The sequence below is a fragment of the Bacillota bacterium genome (assembly GCA_012727955.1).
In the GTDB taxonomy this organism is placed as follows: Bacteria; Bacillota; Limnochordia; order DTU087; family JAAYGB01; genus JAAYGB01.
The window spans coordinates 1-3694 of sequence record JAAYGB010000055.1 but is presented as its reverse complement, the minus strand read 5'-3'; the positions used below and the strand labels follow the sequence as shown (position 1 = coordinate 3694).

Genomic DNA, 3694 nt, shown 5'->3' with positions numbered 1-3694 from the left:
TAAGCAGATATTCTCCAAAATTGGGGGGTCAAACCGCAGGGTCTTGACTGAAGAACATGGAAGGTTTTGGCTTAAGATGTATGACACAGGGACCCAGCGGGGAAGGGACAAGGCCCAGCGGCTTCCCTTTTACCTTGCTGTCACCGGGTAACTGCATGCCAAGGGATTGTTCACTAACCTTAGCTATCCGATTGCAACCACCAGCGGAGAGCTTGCGGCCAAATATGGTCCCCTGCGTTTGGTACTGTTTAATTATGTTCCCGGAAACAATCTTGCCGATGCCTATCCCCTTTCCCCTGGTATCAAGGAACAGATTGCAGAACAACTAGCCAAACTTCACCGAGCCACTGGCGATATTGCCGTGGAGAATCCTATTGTGGAGCAATATGATGTGGAGTTTATTGCCGGGCTGATAGAGTCGGTGGAGCAGGTGGAGCGGACTAGGGGCAGGGAAAATGAGTTCACCCGGCGGCTTTACGATATCATCATCCCAGCCAAAGGGAGAATATATCAGCTGGTGGATCGGATGCTAGAACTTCGGGATGCTGTCTGTCGGCAGGATAGGCAGATGGTACTGTGTCACGGTGATGTATGGGGCGGCAACTTGATTTTGCACCCCGAGGGGGAGCTGTATTTCGTCGATTGGGAGGGAGCGCAGCTCGCGCCGGCAGAGTATGATCTGCTCAACTACCTGGATGATGACCACTGTCAACCCTTCTTGGACAGATATGAAGCCCGGCGGGGGCAGCGGGTACCTTTGAGCAGTGAGGCCTTTGGCTTTTTCCAATACCGCCGGCATTTGCGCAACCTCAGCAACTGGGTCACCAACATCATGTATGACAACACTGCCCCAAAGCAAAGTGAAAATGATCTAGATATGATCGTCAATCACTGTATGGATCGCTGGGAGGCTATCGAACCGAGGATGAGGTTCATTGCCGATGTTCTGAGCCGGCAGTGAGGACTGTAGAGACAGTTTTCTCTAGAGCCCCGATGGGGTGGGGCAAAGTGGAAGAAAGGTCTGCCATGCCATGGCTTGCTCAAAAGGTGTCCATAATCGTGCCACCAGCATCAGCTCCTCATAGCGGCGCGATGCCCTATTGTCCTCCAGATAATTCCACCTGCAAAGAAAAGTGTATCACCTGGAGTAGGCTCTAAGTCAGGGGTTGAATCTGGCAAGTCTGCATTTTCGGTCGGAATCGATACCACTTAAGCTGAGTAGGTACAGTCAAAAGGCCAGGGGGAAGGGACTGATTCGTCCCTTCCCCCTGGCTCTACTGTATTGCAGCGGTTATTCTCGCATCTGATACAGGTCCGTCGATACCTCCTGGAGCAAGGGAGGTAACCGATCAGCAAAGTATATTTGAAGATGGTGCTGAGCTCGGGTACAGACGGTATAAAAGAGCTTGCGCTCTGGCTCCGCATATTGCTCGGCATCAAGGACTAAGACCGAATCAAACTCCAACCCCTTGGCCAGATATGAGGGAATTACAACGATGCCGGGACGCAGTCGATCATCATCATCGGAAATTAAAGTGACGGGAGTGTCCAACAGTTCCTCGGTGAGGAGCAGATGGACTTGGCGGCTATCGTGGGCCGAGCGACAGATTACAGCGATAGACTCGGCACCTGAATCCCTGCGTTCCACTAGATCCTGGGCGATAATCTTCACTTGTTCCCTTCGCTCCGTCGGTACTTTAACCAGTTGGGGCTTGTGGCCTGCCCGGTCAATGGCTTGGATAGCCTCGCCAGTGGGGAGAATTCCCTTTGTGAACTCGATGATATCTTTGGTGGAACGGTAGCTTTTGGACAAGGTGATGTGGGTAATTCCACCAATTCCCAATGTCTGCGCCACCGCGTCGTAGTCGGTGATGCGGGAATAGGGATAAATTGATTGATTGAGATCCCCCAAGAGCGTAATCTTGCATCGTGGGAACAGCTTGCGCATCACCTCATAGTGAAGTAGCGAGTAATCCTGGGCTTCATCAACAATCAGATGCCTAATTTCCCCCAGTTCCCTAACCCCTTCCAGCACGGCCTTTAGATAAAGCAGAGCCATGGCATCACCGTAGGACAGAAAGCCCGACTCTATTCGGGTGAGGGTAAGCTGGAATACCTCTTTCAGTTCTGCCGGCGGCTTTGAGCCGGCAAACTGGGCATAGAGCTCTTCGTCTTTGAAGAGGGCAGTGTAGAACTCTACAATATCCCAGGCGATCCGCTGCCGTGTTGGTCCGAGGGCAGTTTTGAGCTCCTGGCGCAGTTGGGCCACACTTTCTCGAACCAGATCTCTTTCAGACACAAACACCCGGGGCGGATCCGCAGCCAGGGTCCGTCGGATGGCCTCAAATCTTTGTCTTTTCAGCGGCTTGAGCTTGTATACTATCCGTCGCCAGATTTTCTCCAAACGGGCCTTTGCCGGAAGAAAGGAGTAATCGGAGGTATACATCCTGTCTAACTCCGAACCGGAGAAGAGCACCTTCCCGGCAAAAACAACGTCGGCAAAACCCACCCCAGTTTCAGCAAAATGGGCAGCATAGTTTCGCAGCAGGGTAATGAACTCCGACGAGGCCTTATACTCTATTTCCGCCAGGTCTAGGTCATACCGATCCTGATCTTTGTTGGTGATTACCACCTCCATCTGATCGTTGAGGCTTTGCACCTCAAAGGAAGAGCCCAGGGACTCCTCGATGTATTCTTGAAAAGTGGTGTGAAGAACGTTTTCCTCCCCCAGCTCCGGCAAAACCGCGGAGATGTAGTCGGTGAATATCTGGTTGGGGGAGAAGATCAGGATATTATGGGCCCTGAGGCTGTTTCTGTGTTTGTAGAGCAGATAGGCAGCCCGATGCAGGGCGATGGAGGTCTTGCCACTGCCTGCGGCACCCTGGACAACCAGCAGTCTGCTCCTGGCGTCGCGGATGGCGGCATTTTGCTCTCGCTGAATGGTGGCAACGATATTCTTCATTTTGTCATCGGCGCTGCGGCTAAGCACTTGCTGTAATACTTCATCGGCGATGTTAAGGGCACTATCGAACATATACTCCAGCTGTCCCTCTCGAATCCGATACTGACGCTTGAGTAGGATAGTCCCCTCCACAGGGCCGTCGTAACTGTCATAATGAGCCTCGCCCAGTTCGAAATCGTAGAACATGCCAGCAATGGGAGAGCGCCAGTCGTATACCAGGAGCTTGTCGGAAGTATAGTCACCTAAGGTTCCATAACCGATGTAAACGTTAATCAGTTCGTCATCTTCCTTGGCTCGAAAGTCGATGCGAGCAAAATAGGGAGTGGACTGGGCCCGACGGAGAAATTCCAGCCGTCTCTTGGTAGCAAGATAGGTCTGGGTTTTCACGTCCATATCTCGGTTCACCGTAAACAGCTCGATGAGATCCTCCCATTGGCGAATTCTGCGGGGTAGATCTTCCCACATCGAAGTGCGCAGTTCGATGATGTCGGTCTCCTGGCTTTTTGCCTCCTGTTGGCCCCTGACTAGTTCTTGATTGACAAAGTCGATGACTTGCTGGAGATAGAGCTGTTCTTCCTGCCATTCCTGTGGGTTTACACTCATTGACAGTCCCTCCTGAAAACAGTATCTAAAGTGCAATAGCAAATGCAACGGCTAGCCAGAAACCCGTTCTATAAAGCATTTCACAGTTGCGTCCAGCTTCGATAGTTCCTCCTGGAAGAGCTCCAACGG

2 protein-coding genes are annotated in these 3694 nt (G+C 52.0%); one reads left to right on the top strand and one right to left on the bottom strand.

Annotated features, from left to right (window positions below):
* Positions 1-166: 166 nt before the first annotated feature.
* Positions 167-961, top strand: a complete 795-nt coding sequence (locus tag GX030_09395) for a phosphotransferase (protein ID NLV92589.1) — start codon at positions 167-169, stop codon at positions 959-961.
* A 330-nt stretch (positions 962-1291) separates the two neighbouring features.
* Here the strand turns inward: GX030_09395 and GX030_09390 are convergent, their stop codons facing one another.
* On the bottom strand, positions 1292-3565 hold the full coding sequence (locus tag GX030_09390; protein NLV92588.1) for an AAA family ATPase: 2274 nt from the start codon (positions 3563-3565) through the stop codon (positions 1292-1294).
* Positions 3566-3694 lie beyond the last annotated feature (129 nt).